Origin of the sequence: Neobacillus sp. PS3-34 (assembly GCF_030915465.1) — a bacterium.
Lineage (GTDB): Bacteria > Bacillota > Bacilli > Bacillales > Cytobacillaceae > Neobacillus_A.
The window spans coordinates 3,622,705-3,644,420 of the sequence record NZ_CP133267.1; the positions used below are offsets into that span (position 1 = coordinate 3,622,705).

Sequence of the window (21,716 nt, forward strand, 5' to 3'; positions counted from 1 at the left end):
GAATCATAAAGGAATTAAGGGATTAATGTCGAAATTATTTTGTAGAAAATTGCTTATTTACTTTATCTAAATCTTCTTTGAATTTCTCCTGTGTTGCCTGGAAAACATGCTCGAATATTTCCCCTAATTCATTTTCCATTACTTTAATTCCCTCACCTGTAATACCGCCTTTTACACATACTTTTTCCTGAAGAGTTGGAAGAGTATAATGCCCCTGCTTTAATAGTTCACCAAGTCCAATAATCATTTCTCCTGCTAAAACAACGGCCGTTGCTTCGTCAATATCTGTTTCCTTCACCGCTGCGTCGATAAATCGCTGGAGCAGGAAGCTGAAGAATGCAGGACCGCAGCTTACAATATCCGATGCTACCCGTGTAACCTTATCCTCAATCATCACAGGAACAGAAATCTTTTCTGCCAGATTCCGTATTTTTCCCTTCCAATCTTCACTGCAATTTTTGCCGTATGTCAGCAGAGAAACACCGGACAATGCCCTGCTTGTAATACTGGGAATGACACGTGCAACAGAACAATGAACTACTTGCTCCAGCTGATCTGTATTTATCGGACTGGTAATTGAAATGAGACATTTCTCAGGCGAAACGAAAGGGGTGATATCTTCTAAAATTTTCAGGACGTCCAATGGCTTAACACAGACAAAAATCAAGTCTGAATGAGCGGCAACTTCAGCGGCATTTTCCCCTATGGCAATTTTATTATATTTATTTTTAAGCAGGTATGCTTTAGATTTAGTTCTGTTTGTAATCATCATTGAAGAAGGGGGAACGGCTTTTCCTTCGATCAGCGCCTCCGCCAGAATTCTCCCCATATTTCCGGTACCAATAATGCCAATTCTCAAATATATCCCTCCTTCAAATCCAAACTTCTCATCTAACAATATGAAATTTTAAAACAAATTATACCTATGGAAAGGATTGATCCTCAATGAAAGAGTGGATTTTAGAACATAAGATTTCATTAATTTCCGGCTTTGTAATAGCCATTGCGGTATTTTTTTATTATGCAGATAACCAGGAGACTTCCGGCCTTCAAAACAATGAGATCAAGCATGAAGTTAGTGCGGTGGAAAAAACAGGAGAGAATGCTGAAGAAGAAAAAAAGTCTTCTGTTAAGGTTAGCAATACCATGATGGTCGATATTAAAGGTGAGGTTAAACTGCCTGGTGTTTATCAATCCAACGAGGGAGAACGAGTGATTGATTTAATAAACAAAGCTGGAGGACTTACAGAAAAAGCGGATAAAAATCAAATCAATCTCGCAGAACATATTGTCGATGAAATGGTTATTGTCATTCCCGCTATTGGGGCAACCCCTTCTCAATCAGGAACAAGCTCAGCCTCTTTAGTAATGGGAGGAAAATCGGCGGATAACCAAATGGTTAACCTCAACAAAGCAGATGAAACGCAATTGCAGACCCTTCCAGGGATTGGACCATCCAAAGCGGCAGCGATTATCGAATACAGGGAAACAACTGGCCCTTTTAAAACGGTTGAGGATTTGAAAGAGATAAGCGGGATAGGAGATAAAACATTTGAGAAGTTAAAGGAATTAATTTCCGTGAATTAAATATATGTTTGGTTTGACCAACTTAGCGATGCAGGATTACACTTACTTTATACTACTTTGAGACTTGCTGCTCTTAGGAAGGGGATGCAAATGGACAGAATTTCTTGCGCAGTATTTTATGGCGCAGAGCCATTTACTAGCAATGAGAAGCACATGTACAAGACTTGCTGTGGGGGCAACAATTGTAAGGGATAACAGAATCATTGCAGGAGGCTATAATGGCTCGATTGCTGGCAGCGACCATTGCATCGATGCGGGCTGCTATGTGATTGATAATCATTGTGTCAGAACGATTCATGCTGAAATGAATGCCCTGCTCCAATGTGCCAAGTTTGGAGTAGCGACCTCAGACGCTGAGTTATATGTAACTCATTTTCCATGCCTCCAATGTTGTAAAACAATTATCCAGGCAGGAATAAAAACCGTTTATTATGCCATGGATTATAAAAATCACCCATATGCCATTGAGCTTTTCGAAAATGCGAAGGTTAAAACGGAAAAGGTTGAATTACGGGAGAAAACCATTGATCTCAGTAAAATTTGCCAATAGGCAATATAAGCAAATTAGTTACTGATTGGACGCTGGCTTTCAGCTGGCGTCTGTTTGAATAAATTTTTTTGAAAGGATTGTTTATGAATGGAAAATATCTTTATCTAGCCATCACGTGTTTGTTAGGTATTCTCTCTTTTGTCCAATCTCCTTCAATTTTCTTCACAATTTTTCTCCTGTATCTCTCCGCATTGTATTTCATTAAACAATTTCCACTAGAAAAGTTAGCTGTTTTTTTCATTATTTATCTTATCTTTTTTATCGTTTCTTTTTCGATTATAAATCAGCATGGTACAAGAATTTCCGAAAAACAACGCTTATTTCATGTAAAATATGATTCCGAATTAACGATTGATGGTGATCAATTTCAGTCATTAGTTACTGAGAAAACTACAGGTGAGAAGCTTCTAGTCCGCTATAAAATCCGGTCAGAAGAAGAAAAGGAAGCACTAAAAAAGAAAGCAAAATCCCCCTTGTTATGCAAGTCGTTGGGGGAATTGAAAAAGCCTTATTCAGCACATAATCCAAATGGATTTGAATATGATCGATATTTGGAACGCAAACATATCTTTTGGATTATAAAACTTTCTTCATCTCCCTTTGAAAATTGCATCCCCTTAAAACCATCACCTCTCTCAATCCTAAAAGAAAACCGTTTAAAAGGGATCCGTTATTTGGAATCGAATTTCCCAGCCGATACGGCAGCAGTAGCAGCAGCGCTGATTTTTGGGGACAGAGGTTCATTTGATGCCGATCTTCTTGCGGCTTACCAAAAGATCGGCATTATTCATTTACTTGCCATATCAGGGCTTCATGTTTCTTTGTCCATAGGCATGCTTTATTATCTATGTATCAGACTCGGAATGACTAAGGAAAAAATGCTCCGTTTATTGCTTGTTTTTCTGCCCATTTATGCGGTCCTTACAGGGGGCTCGCCATCCGTAATCCGCTCTGTTCTAATGATATTTATCATGGTGGCTGCGGATAGGTGGAAACATAAACATAGGTTTCGGCCAATCGATACGCTTAGTCTTGCTTTTATAGGATTTCTGCTTTTTAGCCCAAACACAATTTTTGATGCCGGATTTCAACTCTCTTTTTCAGTGAGCTTTGCCCTAATCTTATCGGCGCCCTATATCATTAAACGGTATCCGAATAATCTTCACCGCTTGTTGGCTACCTCTTATATTTCCCAGTTATCGGCGCTGCCTTTCCTGCTTTATCACTTCTTTGAAATTTCCCTTATAGGAATTTTAGTAAATCTCATCTTTATCCCTTTATACTCTTTCGTTTTTTTACCAGGGGTTTACGTGTTATTTTTTATGCAGCTGATTTTCGGAAGTGTACCTAGTCTAATTATGATTATCTTTACTAAAATAATCCGTACCTCCAATGTGTTTGCATTAAGTGCTGCACAGTATCCCTTTGTTAATTTTGTGGTTGGAAGGCCTTCTATTGTAATGGCCGCAGTCCTTATTCTGCTTTGTCTATTTGTATTCGTTTTTTGGGAAAAAAGCAAAAAAACAAAAATGGCTACTCTCATTCTTTTACTGCCGTTATTTTTTTTAATGGTCCAAAAAGAAGTGAAAAAACTAGATCCGGCAGGGGAAGTAACTGCCATCGATGTAGGACAGGGCGATAGTATTTTAATTAAGCTTTCTCGGAATCATGGAACCTACTTAATTGATACAGGCGGAACGGCAGTCTTTGGCGGGGCGGAGGATTGGAGGAAGGCTTCCTCTTCATTTGAAGTTGGAAAAAACATTGTTGTTCCTTTCTTAAAAGGAAGAGGAATCAGCAAAATCGATAAATTGATTTTGACACATGGAGATACAGATCATACAGGTGGAAGCTACTCTGTTATAAAGGAACTGAAAATAAAAGAAATCCTTATGCCTTCAATCGCAGAGCCAAATATAAATGAAAAGAAAATTGAGGCTCTGGCTGCAAAAAAGGGAATTCCCGTTTACAGAGCATCAGACGGTGATGTTTGGGGTGATGGCAAAACTTTCTTCAGGGTTTTGTCTCCGACCAGAGGATTTAAGGGGGAACCTAATACCGGTTCCATAGTAATTCTGGCAAAGCTTGGAGGCCTTAACTGGCTTTTTACAGGGGATTTTGATGTTGAGGGGGAGAGAAGATTACTTCAAAAGTATCCTGCTCTTAAGATTGATGTATTAAAGGTTGGCCATCATGGCAGCAAAACATCTACCTCACCCGAATTATTAAAAAAATACAAACCCAAAATAGCCATCATATCAGTTGGAGCTAACAACCGCTTCGGGCATCCAAATACTGAAACATTAAAAAATCTTCAGAATAACGGTATTTCCATCTTTCGTACAGATCTTCAAGGTGCAATTACATATCATTTTTTTGAGGAGAAAGGAACCTTCTCGACATTCTTTCCATACTATATAACAAAATAAAGAAATACAAAGAAGCCTAACGTAAAGAGACTGCATTGAAAATGCAGTCTCCGTAAAATTCATTATGTAGCTAATTATTAGGATCCGATTAATTTGATTACAGTTGCAATAATAAACATTAGAGCAAAAAAGCCGAATGAAACGCCAAAGCCTACACCTGAATCAATAGCGTCATTACGCTTACTCTGAACGTTTTGTTCAAATTCGTTCATAATCTACCCCTCCTATTTCCATTATAGTATAAGACATTCAAACAAAAAAATCTAGCTTTCATCTTCCGTTTTCCTATAATGACAAGGTTTGACACAAATACTTATTCGGCTTAAGGCCAAAATAATAATACTTAAGTTACTCCGCTGTCAAAGCTGGATCCCGGGTTCAGATTTGCGGCGTTCAATATAGATCGGGGATTGGCTTCTGAGGAGGCTGATTCCCTCTTGGCGTTTATAGAATGTTATTCCCATTAAGCTTTTTAAGTAATCCCATTAATAATATTTTAGCTCTTGTCAAAATGTCCATGCTTCTTTACGATAAGAAGAAGTGTTAATTGTGGAAAGGGGAGCAAATGGACCAATGGTTATGGACATTTGGAAACAAATCAAGCACAAGCAAATAGCTCCCATATATTTAGTATATGGAACTGAGGCTTTTTTAATAAATGAGACGAAACAGCTTCTTCTTAATCAAATTTTAGAGGAAGACGAAAAAGATTTTAATTTATCTGTATATGATCTGGAAGAAACCCCCATTGAAGTGGCCTTGGAGGATGCGGAAACCCTTCCATTTCTGGGTGAAAAAAAACTTATTTTTTTACATAACCCTGTATTCCTGACAGCTGAGAAGACAAAAGAGAAGGTTGAGCATAATATTGCCCGTTTAGAACGGTATATGAATGAACCGGCGCCATACTCTGTCATCGTTTTTTCAGCACCTTATGAAAAGCTTGATGAACGAAAAAAAATAACAAAAGAACTTAAAAGAACGGCGGTTACGGTTGAAGCAAAAAAATTAAATGAATACGAGCTAAAGAATTGGGTTAAAGACAGAGCGAAAATGAATGGCATTGAAATTGATCCGAATGCGATTGACCTTATGCTTTCTATGGCTGGAACTAACATGTTTATGCTAACGAGTGAGGTTGATAAATTAGCTCTATATGCACAAGGTCAGCAGAAAATTGATGTTAGTCTTGTTGAAAAACTGGTTTCCCGTTCACTAGAACAAAATATTTTTGCATTGGTAGAAAAAGTGGTCCAGCGAAAAATGGATGAGGCTCTTCGTATTTATTATGACCTTTTAAAGCAAAATGAAGAGCCCATAAAGATTCTTGCGCTTCTAGCAGGGCAATTTCGGCTGATATACCAAGTGAAGGAGCTATCAAGAAGGGGATATGGACAGCAGCAGATGGCTGGATATCTTAAGGTGCATCCTTTCCGGGTCAAGCTTGCCGCCGGACAGGCACCCAAATTTACGGATGAAGAATTGGCCTCTTTAATGGGAATTCTTGCTGAAGCGGATTACCAGATGAAAACCGGGGGAATGAACAAATCGCTTTTGGTGGAGATGTTTTTATTTCAGTTAAATGTAAAAAAATAAATAAATAAAAAAACGATTCCTTCTGATGGGAATCGTTTTTTTGTCCAGTGCCAAAACACCGGAGATTTTAAAATTAAAGCGCGTTGATTTTCTTAGCAAGACGTGACTTCTTGCGAGCAACAGCGTTTTTGTGGACTGCGCCTTTGCAGAAGCTTTGTCTAATTTTCTAGCAGCTTCAACAAATGCTTCTTTAGCAACAGCGCTGTCGCTAGTTGCAACCGCAGCTTCAGCTTTCTTCACAGCAGTACGCATAGAAGACTTAACAGTTGTATTTTGAGCATTACGAGCTTCGCTTGTTTTAACACGCTTAATAGCAGATTTAATGTTTGGCATTCCATTCACCTCCTAAAAAGAATCGAGATTATATGAACTCGACTTTAACATTCAACATTCATAATAATAATTCAGAACAAATGATATTCTATCAAACAGCGGCCCATATTGCAATACTCTCAAGTTAATTTGCACGGAAACATGCTTGAAAATGCCTGAATGTTTTAATAGCAATACGGCAATGATAGGAAATAGTTTCTGTATTCTGTAAAGGATGAATTGGAGGGTATGCAGGCATGAAGGATTCTTTAGATTTAAGCAAGTATTCAGTGAGGACAGACCTTGCCATTGAGGCCAGCGAAATGGCGCTTGCGGAAAGGGCGGCAACCGTTCAGGAACAGGAAAACCTTTCTCAAATAGAGGGTGTCATTATAAAGGAAAAAGAAGTAGAAGATATAAAAATTTCCATGGTTGAGATAAGGGAAGAAGGAGTAAAGCAGCTAGGCAAGAAGCAAGGGCGCTATCTCACCATTGAAGTTGCAGGGATACGGGAACAGGATACCGAGCTGCAACAAAAGGTTGAAAAGATCTTTGCACAGGAGTTCTCACTTTTTTTAGAAGGAATAGGTATAAAAAAAGATGACTCCTGTCTTGTAGTTGGTCTTGGAAATTGGAACGTTACGCCGGATGCACTTCGCCACTCGTTTGTGAAAATCTGCTTGTAACACGGCATTTATATAAACTTCAGCCCGAAAACGTAGAAGAAGGATTTCGTCCGGTCAGTGCCATTTCCCCCGGTGTTATGGGGTTAACAGGAATTGAAACAAGCGATATCATTTTAGGCGTGGTTGAAAAAACAAAACCTGATTTTGTGATTGCCATCGATGCTCTGGCTTCCCGGTCGATAGAAAGAGTAAATTCGACCATTCAAATTTCGGACACAGGAATCCATCCGGGTTCGGGTGTTGGGAACAAGCGTAAAGAACTTAGCAAAGAAACTCTTGGAATACCGGTGATTGCAATCGGTGTTCCGACAGTTGTCGACGCAGTTTCCATAACAAGTGATACGATTGATTTTATCTTAAAACATTTCGGTAAAGAGCTTAAAGAAGGCAACCGTCCTTCAAGGTCACTGGCTCCTGCGGGGATGAACTTTGGTAAAAGAAAAAAACTCACAGACGAAGATATGCCAGAGGAACAGCATCGGAAAACTTTTCTAGGAATGATTGGGACTCTCGAAGACGAAGAAAAAAGAAAGCTGATATATGAAGTACTTTCACCCCTTGGGCATAACTTGATGGTTACTCCGAAGGAAGTTGATGTATTTATCGAGGATATGGCCAACTTGATCGCTTCTGGGCTTAACGCTTCGCTTCATCATGCCGTTGACCAGGATAATGCAGGATATATGACCAGGTAATCTGTTTAGATATGAATATTCCAATAGACAAACATGATTATTTTTGAAAATTGAAGGTAACCGCTGAAAACGGCCAAAAGAATAAGAAATGGTTCTACCAATTCTAGTAATGACATATCATTTACTAGAATTGTTTAGAGAGGTGGAACCATGAAAAACTCTAGAGCTTCTGGAACGTTTATTACAGTTCAGGGGACCAGCATAATAAAACTATTCATTTTTTCTTTACTGTTTATGTTTATTGTTTTTTCTGTTAGCGGTTTATTAACATCTATAAAACCGGAATATCGTCTGGCCTCTGCTTCTGTCAACGAGGCAGCCCACAATGTGAATGGGGAGCTGTTATATCAGCTTATGGGCTGGGAGAACCATTATTTTTTAAAGTCTGAAAAAGATTTAACTTCCGGACCAAAGTTAGCAAACCTTGTATTTAAGCTTTCATCCAATATTAATTTAAATGACCCACGAAGTCTCCTGGGCAGGGAGCTTCCCGGTTTTTATCAGTTTGATGGGAAAATTATTGTTGCTGGCGAAGGGACAAACTATACAAATATGCCAATGGAATCTGCGCCACCAATAGAAATCATGAAGCAGGAACGGGAAGCCTCCCTCCAAAATCTTGAAAGCCTTGACCAGCCAAAAGATGAGGGAACCACTCCTCCGCCTTCTCCATCCCAAACGACTGGCGGGCGAAAGGTTATATACCTATACTTCACCCATAATCGAGAATCTTACCTGCCTTATTTAAAGGGTGTAACAAATCCAAATCTCGCCTATCACTCCCAAATTAATGTGACGAGGATAGGGGATAAGCTTAAGGAAAGCCTTGAAAGCCGAGGGATAGGAACTGAGGTTAATAAAACAGACGTTATGGGAAACCTGGTCAAAAAGGGATTGAAAATGCCTAGCGCCTATCAGGAATCGCGTCCAGTTGTTGCTTCCGCTATGGCATCAAACCGTGATTTACATTATTTTATCGACATCCACAGGGATTCGCGTCGACGGGACGATACAACTGTCACGATTAATGGTAAGTCTTATGCAAAATTATCATTTATCATTGGCGGTAAAAATCCCAACTATGAGAAAAATGAAAAGCTCGCAACCGATTTGCATAATCTTCTTCAAAAAAAATATAAAGGACTTAGCTGGGGGGTTATTGAAAAGAAGGGTGCAGGAGAAAATGGGAAATACAATCAAGACTTGAATGGCAGTACCATTCTGATTGAATTTGGCGGTGTGGATAACACCTTTGATGAGTTGAATCGCTCAGCTGATGCCCTGGCCGATGTTTTTAGTGAATATTACTGGCAGGCAGAAAAGGTCAATTCGACAGTTCCAGCACAAGGAAGCTAAACTAGTAAAAGAGGCGCGTAAATATGAAAATTTTTATGCTTAAAAGTACCTTGATTGCAGTGTTGATGTTTATTTCCGTTTTAGCGGGAATGCAAATGGCAAGCGGGGGAATCCATAAAATGAAGGGCTATCATGATCCCGAATTTCAAAAGGCGGTTTCCATTGGAAACAAAGGAAGCGGGGTTAATGCATCAATTATGGGGCAAAATATTTCTGCGCATAATCTGGAAGAGAAGCAGAGGAAACTGGAAGAAATGAAGTCCTTCAATCTTTTTTCATCAACAGGTAAAAAAGTATCAGAGGGAATATCAAATGCTTCAAGGAAGCTGATAAACTATTTAACCGGGGAGTAAAAGTGGATTTTTTTAGGCGGTGCTTTTGCAGCATCGCTTTTTCTATTAAATCGCCCTGGTAGAGTAAGGAATTTGTGTTTTCGTTGAATCTTCACAAGTGTGCTGATATAATCAAAAATAGTGTACATGTGCGAGTATAGTAGGAGTGAAAGACCATGAACAGAGAAGAGAAGCTAAACAGACAATCAAAAATCAGAAATTTTTCCATTATTGCCCATATCGACCATGGCAAATCCACCCTTGCGGACAGGATATTAGAAAAAACCAATGCTTTAACATCCAGGGAAATGAAAGCCCAGCTATTGGATTCCATGGATCTGGAACGGGAACGGGGCATTACAATTAAATTAAATGCTGTCCAGTTGAGATATAAAGCTAAAGATGGAGAAGAATATATCTTACATCTAATTGATACACCGGGACACGTCGATTTTACGTACGAAGTGTCGCGAAGCCTTGCTGCATGTGAGGGAGCAGTCCTAGTTGTTGACGCTGCACAGGGAATTGAAGCGCAGACGTTCGCCAATGTGTATCTGGCCTTGGATAATAACTTGGAAATCTTACCGGTCATCAATAAAATTGATCTTCCTAGTGCCGACCCGGAAAGAGTCCGCAATGAAATTGAAGAAGTAATTGGCCTCGATGCTTCAGAAGCAGTACTTGCCTCAGCAAAAGCGGGAATTGGTATTGAAGAAATTCTGGAGCAGGTCGTAGCCACTGTGCCTGCACCTACAGGCGATCCTGAAGGGCCTTTGAAAGCGTTGATTTTCGATTCTTTATACGATGCTTATCGAGGAGTAGTAGCCTATATCCGTGTAGTCGAAGGTTCTGTAAAAGCCGGCGACAAAATTAAGATGATGGCTAGTGGAAAAGAGTTTGAAGTAATTGAAGTTGGAGTATTCACGCCTAAAACTACTTTATGCGATGAATTGACGGTAGGAGATGTCGGATTCCTTACAGCGGCGATAAAAAATGTTGGTGATACGACTGTCGGTGATACCATTACGAGTGCTAAAAATGGCGCAACCGAAGCGTTACCAGGCTACCGTAAACTGAATCCAATGGTATATTGTGGACTTTATCCAATCGATACAGCGAAGTTTAATGACTTGCGTGATGCGCTAGAAAAATTGCAGTTGAATGATGCTGCTTTACAGTTTGAACCAGAAACATCCCAGGCTTTGGGATTTGGATTCCGATGTGGATTTCTAGGGCTCCTTCACATGGAAATTATCCAGGAGCGGATTGAACGCGAATTTAAAATCGATTTAATTACCACTGCTCCAAGTGTTATCTATCATGTAATTATGACTAACGGCACAGAAATTAGTGTTGATAATCCATCCAATTTACCTGATCCTCAGAAAATTGAACGGGTTGAAGAGCCATACGTCAAAGCAACGATGATGGCGCCTAATGATTATGTAGGAGCGATCATGGAACTCTGTCAGCAAAAACGAGGAATCTTTGGTGATATGCAGTATCTTGATCAAAATCGTGTCAGCATCGTTTATGAATTGCCGCTGGCGGAAATTGTCTACGATTTCTTCGATCAATTAAAATCAGGCACAAAAGGATATGCTTCTTTTGATTATGAGTTAATTGGGTACAAGCCTTCCAAACTTGTCAAGATGGATATCTTGTTAAATTCGGAAAAAGTAGATGCCTTAAGCTTTATTGTTCACAATGATTTTGCCTACGAGCGTGGGAAGGTTATCGTAGAAAAGCTGAAAGAATTAATTCCAAGACAGCAGTTTGAGGTTCCAGTTCAAGCAGCAGTTGGCCAAAAAATCATTGCTCGTTCAACTATCAAATCTATGGGCAAAAACGTTTTGGCTAAATGTTATGGTGGAGATATTTCCCGTAAACGTAAGCTGTTAGAAAAACAAAAAGAAGGTAAAAAACGGATGAAACAGGTAGGATCCGTTGAAGTGCCTCAGGAAGCCTTCATGGCCGTATTGAAAATGGATGACAACAATCCAAAGAAATAAAGTCTTTTCAGAGGTTAGACCTGCCTGACTCGGGGGATTCTAGCCTCTTTTTGTTAGTGAAAAAAGGAAGTGAAATCATGATCCAATCTGCATATATCCATATACCGTTCTGTGAGCATATTTGCCATTACTGCGACTTTAATAAGGTTTTCTTGAAGGGGCAGCCTGTTGATGAGTATGTACAAGCCCTCGACAAAGAAATGGAGATGTCTGTAAAAAAGTACCCTGTAAGATCTCTTAAAACTATTTTCGTCGGCGGAGGAACGCCTACCTCTTTGAATGAACAACAATTATTCCGATTATGCGAGAGCATTAATAACCGTTTGCCAGCAGATTCTGATTTCGAATTCACATTTGAAGCCAATCCAGGGGATTTATCATTGGAAAAATTGAAGATTCTTAAGGAGTCTGGAGTTAACCGTCTAAGCCTGGGTGTTCAGACGTTTAATGATGAGTTATTAAAAAGAATTGGACGGGTTCATAGGGCGAAGGATGTTTTTGAAACAGTAGAAAAAGCAAAAACAGCAGGTTTTGAAAACATTAGCATTGATCTTATATACAGCCTACCAGGCAAAACAATAGCCGATTTCCAGGAATCGCTGAAAGAAGCTTTTACTTTAGATATCTCTCATTACTCGGGGTATTCTCTAATTATTGAGCCGAAGACGGTTTTTTATAATTTAATGAGAAAAGGCAAGCTTATGACGCCAGGAGAAGATGCGGAAGCAGCCATGTATGAACTGCTGATGGAGGAAATGGACAAAAACGGTTTCCGTCAATATGAAATAAGTAATTTTTCTAAGCCGGGTTTCGAGAGCCGTCATAACCTTACTTATTGGAACAATGAAGAATACTTTGGGTTTGGCGCTGGGGCGCACAGCTACACGGACGGATGGAGAAGGTCCAATGCGGGTCCATTAAAGAAGTATTTGGAGCATATTGAAAAAGGAAGCCTTCCTGTCTTTGAGGAACATAAAGTCACATTGGCGGAAAAAATGGAAGAGGAAATGTTTTTGGGGCTTCGAAAAACAAAGGGAGTTTCTATTGATGTTTTTAGCCATAAATTCGGAAAAGACCCAATGGAGCTTTTCGGGAAAGAGATAGACGGTTTGATTAAAAAAAGTCTCCTAAATGTTTCTAATGGATATATATTTTTAACAAAAAGAGGGCGGCTTCTGGGAAATGAAGTGTTTCAGTCATTTTTAGGTGTGTAATGATTGACACCATCCCACCTTTTTTGATAATTTATTATTAGAATTAGCACTCAGTTGATAGGAGTGCTAACAGAGGTGATGAATGTTGTTAACAGATCGTCAATTGTTGATTCTTCAGGTTATTGTTGATGATTTTATTCGATCTGCACAACCTGTCGGCTCAAGAAGTCTGTCGAAAAAAGAAGAAATCTCTTTTAGCTCGGCTACCATACGTAACGAAATGTCAGACCTTGAAGGCCTTGGGTTTATCGAAAAAACCCATACCTCATCTGGGCGGGTGCCTTCAGACAAAGGTTATCGCTATTATGTCGATCATTTGCTTGCCCCTCAGACACTGGGCCAGCGTGACATATCAACCATCCAGTCCATTTTTGCCGAGAAGATTTTCGAATTTGAAAAAATCATTCAAAAATCGGCAAGGATCCTGTCGGAACTCACCAATTATACATCGATTGTGCTAGGGCGGCAGTAAGCATTAATAAGCTTAAGCGGATTCAGATTATCCCGTTAAATAAGGAAACAGCTATTGCTATTTTTGTTACGGATACTGGCCATGTTGAGAATAGGTCCTTTCAGCTTCCTGCAACTGTTGATGCCTCGGAATTGGAAAAAATGGTTAATATTTTGAATGAACGGTTAACAGGGGTTCCTCTTGTGGAATTGAATGACAAAATATTCAAGGAAGTTGCCACCCTGCTGCGCCAGCATATTCACAATTATGACCAGTTACTCCATTCGATTTCCGAAACATTCAAAATGCCGGCAAATGAGAAACTCTTTTTTGGCGGAAAAACCAATATGCTAAGCCAGCCAGAATTTAATGATTTAGCTAAAATCCGCAGTCTGCTGAACATGATAGAGGAAGAAGACCGGGTTTATGATTTAATCAAAAAAAATCCTGTCGGGATTAACGTTAAGATTGGCAGGGAAAACAATAATATTGCCATGGAAAATTGCAGCCTGATTACGGCTACCTATTCAGTGGGAGCCGAAAAGCTGGGTACGATTGCGATGCTCGGCCCAACTAGGATGGAATATTCCCGTGTCATCGGCCTTCTTGAATTTTTAAGCAGGGATTTAACTGCTGTCCTAACTAAACTGTATCAAAATAACTAGGGCTGGAAATATTGATTAAGGGTGGAATGCCTTATTCCACCCCTTTCAATGGACTTTTGTTTTAGCTTTTAAGGGAGGTGAGTAAGTTGACAGAGGAAAAAAGCACACTAAACGAAGAATTGAATGAAAATGTAGAACTTACAGCAGAGGGCGAAGCTGTGGAACCGATTTTTGGTGAAAGCGAAGAAACAGTCGGCCAAAATGAAGGAACTGAAACAGACCAGATCCGTATGCTTGAAGATAAAAATGCAGAATTAGAAAAAAAGTTGGAAGAAGCAGAAAATCGTACGCTTCGCCTTCAAGCTGATTTTGATAATTTCCGCCGCCGTGCCCGTATGGATGCAGAAGCGAGCGAAAAATATAGAGGTCAATCTTTAATTTCAGAAATTTTGCCTGCAATCGATAATTTCGAGAGGCCTTAAAGGTAGAGACAGAAAATGACCAAACCAGGTCATTGCTTCAGGGCATGGAAATGGTCTACAAGAGCTTGCTGGAGGCCCTGAAAAAAGAGGGTGTACAGCCGATCGAAGCAGTTGGAAAAGAATTCGACCCGCATCTTCACCAGGCCGTAATGCAGGCAGAGGATGAAAATTATAGCCCGAACACCGTTATTGAGGAGTTTCAAAAAGGCTATATGTTAAAGGATAGAATCATTCGTCCAGCAATGGTCAAAGTCAGTCAATAATAAAAAAATCATTACATAATAGAACTGGGAGGAAAAAACTATGAGCAAAATCATTGGTATTGACCTTGGTACTACAAACTCATGTGTATCCGTTCTTGAAGGCGGAGAACCAAAGGTAATTCCGAATCCGGAAGGAAACCGTACGACTCCTTCTGTCGTAGCATTTAAAAATGGAGAGCGCCAGGTTGGGGAAGTGGCTAAGCGCCAGGCGATTACTAATCCAAACACCATCATGTCCATTAAACGACACATGGGAACAGCTTTTAAAGTAGAAGCAGAAGGCAAGGAATACACTCCACAGGAAATTTCCGCCATCATTCTTCAATACCTAAAAGGCTTTGCAGAAGATTATTTAGGAGAACCGGTAACGAAGGCAGTTATCACTGTTCCTGCTTATTTCAATGACGCAGAACGCCAGGCAACTAAAGATGCTGGTAAAATTGCTGGTCTTGAAGTCGAACGTATCATCAACGAACCAACGGCAGCAGCACTTGCATATGGCCTTGATAAGATGGAAGAAGATCAAACGATTCTTGTTTATGACCTTGGAGGAGGAACATTTGACGTTTCTATCCTAGAACTTGGTGATGGCGTATTCGAAGTAAAAGCAACAGCAGGTGACAACCGTCTTGGCGGTGACGATTTTGATCAGGTTATCATTGACCATTTAGTAGAGCAATTTAAAAAAGATAACGGTATTGACCTTTCAAAGGACAAAATGGCGTTACAACGATTAAAGGATGCTGCTGAAAAAGCTAAAAAGGATCTTTCAGGCGTTACTTCTACACAGATTTCTTTACCATTTATTACTGCTGGTGAAGCAGGACCGCTTCATTTGGAAGTTACTATGTCTCGTGCAAAATTTGACGAGCTGTCTGCAGGCCTTGTTGAACGCACTATGGGTCCAACTCGCCAGGCATTAAGTGATGCAGGCCTATCTCCTTCCGAAATTGACAAAGTAATTCTTGTTGGCGGATCGACACGTATTCCGGCTGTTCAGGAAGCAATCAAAAAAGCAACAGGCAAAGAGCCGCACAGAGGCGTTAACCCGGATGAAGTAGTAGCAATGGGTGCTGCTATCCAGGGTGGTGTTATTTCTGGAGATGTTAAGGACGTGGTATTATTAGACGTAACACCTCTTTCACTTGGTATCGAGACAATGGGCTCTGTATTTACAAAGTTAATCGACCGTAATACAACAATCCCGACATCCAAATCACAAATATTCTCTACTGCAGCAGACAGCCAGACAGCTGTTGATATTCATGTCCTTCAGGGTGAGCGCCCAATGGCTTCTGACAATAAGACGCTAGGCCACTTCCAATTATCGGATATCCCGCCAGCACCAAGGGGAATTCCGCAAATTGAAGTAACTTTTGACATTGATAAAAACGGGATTGTAAATGTTCGTGCCAAGGATCTTGGTACAAATAAAGAGCAGCAAATTACCATTAAATCTTCAACAGGACTATCTGATGATGAGATTCAAAAAATGGTAAGAGAAGCAGAAGAAAATGCTGAATCTGATAAAAAGCGCAAGGAAGAAGTGGAATTGCGTAATGAAGCTGATCAGCTTGTATTTACAACTGAAAAGACTTTAAAAGACCTTGAAGGTAAGGTTGACGAAGCTGAAGTGGCAAAAGCAAACACAGCTAAGGATGAACTAAAGGCTGCAATCGAGAAGAATGAATTAGAAGAAATCCGCACTAAAAAGGATGCCCTTCAAGAAATCGTTCAAAATTTAACAGTTAAGCTTTACGAAGAAGCTGCTAAACAGGCACAGGCACAACAAGGTGCTCAGGGTCAGGACGGTTCAGGCAAGGATGACAATGTCGTTGATGCCGAATTTGAAGAAGTAAAAGACGATAAATAATCTTTAATGAAGTATAGAAAAGTCAAAGTCAGCTTAAAAATGGCTTTGGCTTTTTCTATGAAGTACTGAACTTTGTATGTAAGTTTAAGAAAAGTCGTATAGAGTTTTCTTGTTGCCTTAGTATTCTTATCAGTGTTACAATAATCTTTATGTGAAAGATTCGGGAGTGGTAATCATGAGTAAGAGGGATTACTATGAAGTGCTTGGATTAAGTAAAGGCGCTTCAAAGGAAGAAATTAAGAAGGCATATCGAAAGCTTTCCAAACAATTTCACCCTGACATTAACAAAGAGCCGGATGCGGCGGATAAATTTAAAGAAGTAAAAGAAGCTTATGAAACGTTAAGCGATGACCAAAAACGTGCACATTACGACCAATTCGGCCATACAGACCCCAATCAGGGCTTTGGCGGTTTTGGAGGTGGTGATTTTGGCGGTGGCTTTGGCGGTTTTGAAGATATTTTTAACACATTCTTCGGCGGTGGCGGAGGTGGAAGGCGTCGGGATCCTAATGCACCAAGACAGGGAGCTGACCTTCAATATACTATGACAGTATCTTTTGAAGAAGCTGCATTTGGGAAGGAAACCGATATCGAAATCCCGCGTGAGGAAACCTGTGAAACTTGCAGTGGTTCAGGCGCTAAGCCAGGAACTAAACCTGAAACATGTCAGCACTGCCAAGGAACGGGCCAATTAAACATTGAACAAAATACCCCATTCGGGCGGGTTGTCAACCGCAGAGTCTGCCACCATTGTAACGGTACAGGGAAAGAGATTAAACATAAATGTTCCACATGCGGAGGAGCAGGTAAAGTTAAAAAACGCCGTAAAATTCACGTCAAGATACCAGCAGGAATTGATGATGGCCAGCAGTTAAGAATGGCTGGACAGGGTGAAGCCGGTGTCAATGGAGGACCTCCTGGGGATCTTTATGTGGTTTTCCATGTTCGTTCACATGAATTTTTTGAACGGGATGGAGATGATATTTACTGTGAGATGCCGATTTCATTCGTACAGGCATCGCTAGGTGATGAAATTGAAGTTCCAACCCTGCATGGAAAAGTTAAGCTTAAAGTTCCTTCCGGGACACAAACAGGTACAAAGTTCCGTCTAAAAGGAAAAGGGATACCAAATGTCCGTGGGTATGGTACAGGGGACCAGCATATAATTGTCAGGATTTTAACGCCGACAAAGCTTTCAGATAAACAAAAGCAGCTTCTTCGCGAGTTTGCTGAGATCAGTGGAAATGCTCCTCTCGGGGAACATGAAGAAAGCTTTTTATCAAAAGTAAAAAGAGCCTTTAAGGGCGAGTAAGGATTGGAGTTGGTAGGAATGAGATGGTCTGAATTAAGTATCCATACAACAAATGAAGCGGTAGAACCGATTTCTCATATATTACACGAGGCAGGAGCCAGCGGTGTTGTTATTGAGGATCCATTTGAGTTGATTAAAGAAAGACAGGACCAATTCGGGGAAATCTACCAGCTCGATCCAAACGATTATCCTGAGGAAGGGGTAATCGTTAAAGCCTATTTACCTGTTAATAGCTTTTTGGGCGAAACCGTAGATGCAATTAAGGAATCAATTAATAATCTGATTATCCACAATATTGATATTGGATTAAATAAAGTTACTATCAGTGAAGTCAATGAAGAGGAATGGGCAACGGCATGGAAAAAATATTACAATCCGGTTAAGATCTCCGAAAAATTTACGATTGTGCCCACCTGGGAAGAATACACACCCGTAAACAGCGATGAGCTGATGATTGAATTGGATCCGGGAATGGCTTTCGGAACTGGCACACACCCAACAACGGTCATGTGCATTCAAGCCTTGGAAAGAACCGTAAAAAAAGGTGACCGGGTCATTGATGTTGGAACAGGCTCTGGTGTTCTCAGCATTGCTGCCGCGATGCTTGGAGCGGAGGAAGTCCGTGCCTACGATTTGGATGAAATTGCTGTTACCACAGCAAAACTAAATCTCAAATTGAACAAGGTTCACCACATTGCTACTGTTGCACAGAATAATCTTCTTGATGGAGTTGAAGAATCGTCGGCAGATGTTGTGGTTGCTAATATTCTTGCTGAAGTCATTCTGAGATTTACGGATGATGTTGCACGTGTAGTAAAGGAAAAGGGTTACTTTATCGCATCGGGAATCATTCAGCAGAAAAAAGAATTAGTAAAAGACGCGCTCATTCAGACAGGTTTTGAAATTGAAGAAACCATCTTGATGGAAGATTGGGTTGCGCTGATTGCAAAAAGAAAATAAACTCGGAAAAAGGGGTAAGGACTTGGCCCTTTTTGTTTGTTTTCACTTGACTCTTCTCTTTTAATCCGAACTTCTTTTTAGTAAAATAATGTTAATCCTTTTAAAGGGGTGCAGTTAATTAATGCAGCGTTACTTTGTAAAAGCTTCGGCTAGCAATAATACCTTTATTTTAAATGAAGAAGACCATCACCATATCATGAAAGTGATGCGGATGAGTATGGGGGATCAGATTATTTGCGTGGATCCTTCTGGAAGAAGTGCGTTATGCGAGATTGCAGAAATTACCGATGAACAAGTTGCTGCTAACATTGTACAATGGAGAGAAGAAACCTCAGAGCTCCCTGTGTTTGTTACAATAGCGAGCGGTCTGCCTAAAGGGGACAAGCTGGAGTGGATTATCCAAAAAGGGACCGAAATGGGTGCCTATGAATTTGTCCCTTTTGCTGCTGCCCGCTCGGTTGTGAAATGGGAAGAAAAGAAAGCAGTGAAAAAAGTGGAACGTTGGCAGAAAATTGCCAAGGAAGCTGCTGAACAAGCCCATCGAAATCACGTGCCAGACGTTGTCAATCCTATGGGCCTAAAGGTGTTACTGGAGAAGAGCAAGCAGTATGATCATAAACTTGTTGCTTTTGAAGATGAAAGCAGAAATGGAGAACTTTCTGTTTTTTCTTCCACTCTTAAAAGAATGACACAGGGAGAATCACTCCTGATGGTTTTTGGACCTGAAGGAGGATTATCTGATCGTGAAATATCTATGTTAAAGGAAAATGATTTTCTTGTTTGCGGATTAGGTCCGCGTATATTAAGGACGGAAACAGCACCGCTATATGCGTTGGCCGCGATTTCGTACCATTTTGAACTATTGAGGTGAGTTTACATGCCAACAGTCGCGTTTCATACATTAGGATGCAAGGTGAACCACTATGAAACAGAAGCAATCTGGCAGTTGTTTAAACAAGAAGGCTATGACAGGGTGGAATTTGAATCCAATTCTGATGTTTATATCATTAATACATGTACCGTTACCAATACTGGTGATAAGAAGAGCCGCCAGGTAATTAGAAGGGCAGTAAGGAAAAATCCTGATGCCGTCATTTGTGTAACTGGCTGTTATGCACAGACGTCCCCAGCAGAAATTATGGCGATTCCAGGGGTGGATATTGTTGTCGGTACACAGGACCGTGTAAAGATGCTTGAGTATATTGAACAATACAAGCAGGAGCGGCAGCCGATTAACGGAGTCAGAAATATCATGAAAAATCGGGTTTATGAAGAACTCGATGTTCCAGCCTTTACAGACCGGACACGTGCTTCTTTAAAAATACAAGAAGGCTGCAATAACTTCTGTACTTTTTGCATTATTCCATGGGCGCGCGGGTTAATGAGGTCACGCGATCCAAAAGAAGTCATCCGCCAGGCTCAACAGCTTGTTGATGCAGGTTATAAAGAAATAGTCTTGACCGGAATTCATACAGGCGGCTATGGCGAAGACATGAAGGATTACAATCTTGCTATGCTCCTAAGAGAAATAGAAGCTGAAGTCCAAGGGCTTAAACGCCTGCGTATCTCTTCAATTGAAGCAAGCCAGATTACGGATGAAGTAATTGAAGTAATCAATGATTCCAATGTCATTGTCCGCCATCTTCATATCCCTCTTCAGTCGGGCTCTAATACTGTTTTAAAAAGAATGCGCCGCAAGTATACAATGGAGTTCTTTGGCGAACGGCTTGACCGCCTTAAGGAAGCTTTGCCAGGACTGGCTGTTACATCAGATGTCATCGTAGGCTTCCCGGGTGAAACGGAAGAAGAATTCATGGAAACTTTTAATTTTATCAAAGAACATAAATTTTCTGAGCTGCATGTTTTCCCATATTCAAAGCGTACAGGAACTCCTGCCGCAAGAATGGAAGACCAAGTTGATGAAGAAGTGAAAAACGAAAGGGTACACCGCTTGATTTCACTCTCTGACCAGTTGGCGAAGGAATACGCATCCCAATTCGAAAACGAAGTATTGGAAGTAATTCCTGAAGAGGAATTTAAGGATCAATCAACAACTGGTTTATTTGTTGGTTACACGGATAATTATCTCAAGGTCGTTTTCCAGGCTACTGAAGAAATGGTCGGAAAAATAGTCAAGGTTAAAATCACAAAGGCAGGTTATCCTTATAATGAAGGGCAATTTGTCCGGGTAATGGAAGACACGCCAGTAGAAGCAGTAATTTAAAGGACCTAATTGCCAGGTCCTTTTTCTTTTGAAAAATCCTTATATGGGAATAGTAAATGAAGAAGTGAATTTTTCACAGAAGGGAAATGGTGACCAATGGCAGAAAATATTGCAGGAATGATTGACCACACATTGTTAAAAGCAGATGCGACGAAGCCGCAAATTGAAAAGCTATGCGAAGAGGCAAAGGAATACAAATTTGCCTCAGTGTGTGTAAATCCAACATGGGTGGCTGCTGCAAAAGAAATGCTTACAGGAAGCGGCGTAAAGGTTTGTACAGTAATTGGTTTTCCTCTTGGAGCAACAACATCTGAAACTAAGGCATTTGAAACCAGCGATGCAATTGAAAAGGGTGCAGAAGAAGTTGATATGGTTATTAATATTGGTGCTTTGAAGGATGGCAATGATGAACTGGTTGAAAAGGATATCCGTGCGGTTATGGATGCGGCAAAAGGTAAAGCCCTGACGAAGGTAATTATTGAAACTTCTCTGCTAACAGATGAAGAGAAAACCAGGGCGTGCCAGCTTGCTGTAAAAGCAGGGGCGGATTATGTGAAAACCTCAACAGGTTTTTCAACAGGCGGTGCCACGATAGAGGATATAGCATTAATGAGAAAAACAGTCGGCCTGAAATCGGAGTAAAAGCCTCCGGTGGTGTCCGTAATACGGAGGATACTGAAAAGATGATTCGAGCAGGAGCTACCAGAATCGGAGCAAGTGCGGGTGTTTCGATTGTAAATGGACTTACAGGGGATTCTGATTACTAAAAATGAGACG

The 21,716-nt window shown here is 40.4% G+C and carries 15 protein-coding genes and 5 pseudogenes; 17 read left to right on the forward strand and 3 right to left on the reverse strand.

Annotated elements, in window-relative coordinates:
* Nucleotides 1-34 precede the first annotated feature (34 nt).
* The gene (gene comER / locus RCG23_RS18735) at nucleotides 35-859 is read right to left on the reverse strand and encodes a late competence protein ComER (protein WP_308176905.1); all 825 of its coding nucleotides are present in this window, start codon (nucleotides 857-859) and stop codon (nucleotides 35-37) included.
* 86 nt (nucleotides 860-945) lie between these two features.
* Here comER and RCG23_RS18740 point away from each other — a divergent pair, with 86 nt between their 5' ends.
* The 3 genes and pseudogenes from RCG23_RS18740 to RCG23_RS18750 all read left to right on the forward strand — a co-directional run bounded on the left by RCG23_RS18740 (nucleotide 946) and on the right by RCG23_RS18750 (nucleotide 4,566).
* Nucleotides 946-1,587, forward strand: a complete 642-nt coding sequence (locus RCG23_RS18740; protein ID WP_308176906.1) for a helix-hairpin-helix domain-containing protein — start codon at nucleotides 946-948, stop codon at nucleotides 1,585-1,587.
* Nucleotides 1,588-1,677: 90 nt separating this feature from the next.
* A pseudogene (locus tag RCG23_RS18745) lies at nucleotides 1,678-2,137 on the forward strand (ComE operon protein 2).
* Between the two features lie 83 nt (nucleotides 2,138-2,220).
* Nucleotides 2,221-4,566: a DNA internalization-related competence protein ComEC/Rec2 gene (locus RCG23_RS18750; RefSeq protein ID WP_308176907.1), complete on the forward strand. Its 2,346-nt coding sequence runs from the start codon at nucleotides 2,221-2,223 to the stop codon at nucleotides 4,564-4,566.
* Between the two features lie 77 nt (nucleotides 4,567-4,643).
* Here RCG23_RS18750 and RCG23_RS18755 read toward each other — a convergent pair whose 3' ends face one another.
* Complete coding sequence (locus tag RCG23_RS18755; RefSeq protein WP_308176908.1) at nucleotides 4,644-4,778, reverse strand: YqzM family protein; 135 nt, start codon at nucleotides 4,776-4,778, stop codon at nucleotides 4,644-4,646.
* 361 nt (nucleotides 4,779-5,139) lie between these two features.
* Here RCG23_RS18755 and holA point away from each other — a divergent pair, with 361 nt between their 5' ends.
* On the forward strand, nucleotides 5,140-6,162 hold the full coding sequence (gene holA / locus RCG23_RS18760; protein ID WP_308176909.1) for a DNA polymerase III subunit delta: 1,023 nt from the start codon (nucleotides 5,140-5,142) through the stop codon (nucleotides 6,160-6,162).
* On the opposite strand, the gene rpsT is transcribed toward holA, so the two are convergent.
* Nucleotides 6,145-6,495 (reverse strand): 30S ribosomal protein S20, encoded by a 351-nt coding sequence (gene rpsT, locus RCG23_RS18765; protein ID WP_374049766.1) that lies wholly within the window; start codon nucleotides 6,493-6,495, stop codon nucleotides 6,145-6,147. The genes holA and rpsT overlap by 18 nt on opposite strands.
* A gap of 236 nt (nucleotides 6,496-6,731) precedes the next feature.
* Here rpsT and gpr point away from each other — a divergent pair.
* The 13 genes and pseudogenes from gpr (at nucleotide 6,732) to deoC (ending at nucleotide 21,706) form a co-directional block, all read left to right on the forward strand.
* Nucleotides 6,732-7,855 (forward strand): annotated as a pseudogene (gene gpr / locus RCG23_RS18770) (GPR endopeptidase).
* A 150-nt stretch (nucleotides 7,856-8,005) separates the two neighbouring features.
* Nucleotides 8,006-9,211 carry a stage II sporulation protein P gene (spoIIP, locus tag RCG23_RS18775; RefSeq protein WP_308176910.1) on the forward strand — a complete coding sequence of 402 codons (1,206 nt, stop codon included), beginning with the start codon at nucleotides 8,006-8,008 and terminating at the stop codon, nucleotides 9,209-9,211.
* A 23-nt stretch (nucleotides 9,212-9,234) separates the two neighbouring features.
* Entirely contained in the window at nucleotides 9,235-9,564 is a 330-nt protein-coding gene (locus tag RCG23_RS18780; RefSeq protein ID WP_308176911.1) for a DUF3679 domain-containing protein, read from the forward strand.
* 155 nt (nucleotides 9,565-9,719) lie between these two features.
* A complete protein-coding gene (lepA, locus tag RCG23_RS18785) occupies nucleotides 9,720-11,555 on the forward strand; it encodes a translation elongation factor 4 (RefSeq protein ID WP_308176912.1) in 1,836 nt (611 codons plus the stop codon).
* Nucleotides 11,556-11,632: 77 nt separating this feature from the next.
* Nucleotides 11,633-12,769 carry a radical SAM family heme chaperone HemW gene (gene hemW / locus RCG23_RS18790; RefSeq protein WP_308176913.1) on the forward strand — a complete coding sequence of 379 codons (1,137 nt, stop codon included), beginning with the start codon at nucleotides 11,633-11,635 and terminating at the stop codon, nucleotides 12,767-12,769.
* Nucleotides 12,770-12,854: 85 nt separating this feature from the next.
* Nucleotides 12,855-13,885, forward strand: a pseudogene (gene hrcA / locus RCG23_RS18795) (heat-inducible transcriptional repressor HrcA).
* A gap of 86 nt (nucleotides 13,886-13,971) precedes the next feature.
* Nucleotides 13,972-14,570 (forward strand): annotated as a pseudogene (gene grpE, locus RCG23_RS18800) (nucleotide exchange factor GrpE).
* A gap of 40 nt (nucleotides 14,571-14,610) precedes the next feature.
* Nucleotides 14,611-16,443, forward strand: a complete 1,833-nt coding sequence (gene dnaK / locus RCG23_RS18805; protein WP_308176914.1) for a molecular chaperone DnaK — start codon at nucleotides 14,611-14,613, stop codon at nucleotides 16,441-16,443.
* Nucleotides 16,444-16,618: 175 nt separating this feature from the next.
* A complete protein-coding gene (dnaJ, locus tag RCG23_RS18810; protein WP_308176915.1) occupies nucleotides 16,619-17,755 on the forward strand; it encodes a molecular chaperone DnaJ in 1,137 nt (378 codons plus the stop codon).
* 18 nt (nucleotides 17,756-17,773) lie between these two features.
* Complete coding sequence (gene prmA, locus RCG23_RS18815; RefSeq protein WP_308176916.1) at nucleotides 17,774-18,715, forward strand: 50S ribosomal protein L11 methyltransferase; 942 nt, start codon at nucleotides 17,774-17,776, stop codon at nucleotides 18,713-18,715.
* Between the two features lie 121 nt (nucleotides 18,716-18,836).
* On the forward strand, nucleotides 18,837-19,586 hold the full coding sequence (locus RCG23_RS18820; RefSeq protein ID WP_308176917.1) for a 16S rRNA (uracil(1498)-N(3))-methyltransferase: 750 nt from the start codon (nucleotides 18,837-18,839) through the stop codon (nucleotides 19,584-19,586).
* A gap of 6 nt (nucleotides 19,587-19,592) precedes the next feature.
* On the forward strand, nucleotides 19,593-20,939 hold the full coding sequence (gene mtaB / locus RCG23_RS18825) for a tRNA (N(6)-L-threonylcarbamoyladenosine(37)-C(2))-methylthiotransferase MtaB (protein ID WP_308176918.1): 1,347 nt from the start codon (nucleotides 19,593-19,595) through the stop codon (nucleotides 20,937-20,939).
* Nucleotides 20,940-21,035: 96 nt separating this feature from the next.
* Nucleotides 21,036-21,706 (forward strand): annotated as a pseudogene (deoC, locus tag RCG23_RS18830) (deoxyribose-phosphate aldolase).
* Nucleotides 21,707-21,716 lie beyond the last annotated feature (10 nt).